The sequence below is a fragment of the Undibacterium sp. TC4M20W genome, assembly GCF_049340245.1.
In the GTDB taxonomy this organism is placed as follows: Bacteria; Pseudomonadota; Gammaproteobacteria; order Burkholderiales; family Burkholderiaceae_D; genus Undibacterium.
The window spans coordinates 1-300 of the sequence record NZ_JBMPPI010000087.1; the positions used below are offsets into that span (position 1 = coordinate 1).

Sequence of the window (300 nt, forward strand, 5' to 3'; positions counted from 1 at the left end):
TATATGCCCTGGTATCTGGATTGGCGCGCAAAGCGATGGAAGTGGTGATCAAACCAGCAGAAGTCAAGCTGGTAGAAGAAGTGAAACCACCGCCACCGCCACCAGACACACCGCCACCACCGCCACCAAAATTGTTGGCCCCGCCGCCACCGTTCATTCCGCCACCGGAAGTCCAGGTACAGCCACAGCCACAACAAACGCCAGCGATTACTGCGGTCTCCAATGTCAAGCCAGATAACCCGACCTTGAACAAGGCCCCGCCAGTGGTAGCGGCACCGACAGAAGCCAAGGCCACAGGCC

The 300-nt window shown here is 58.7% G+C and carries 1 pseudogene; it reads left to right on the forward strand.

The window, feature by feature from the left end:
* Positions 1-300 (forward strand): annotated as a pseudogene (locus ACO0LL_RS30395) (energy transducer TonB); the annotation flags it as partial.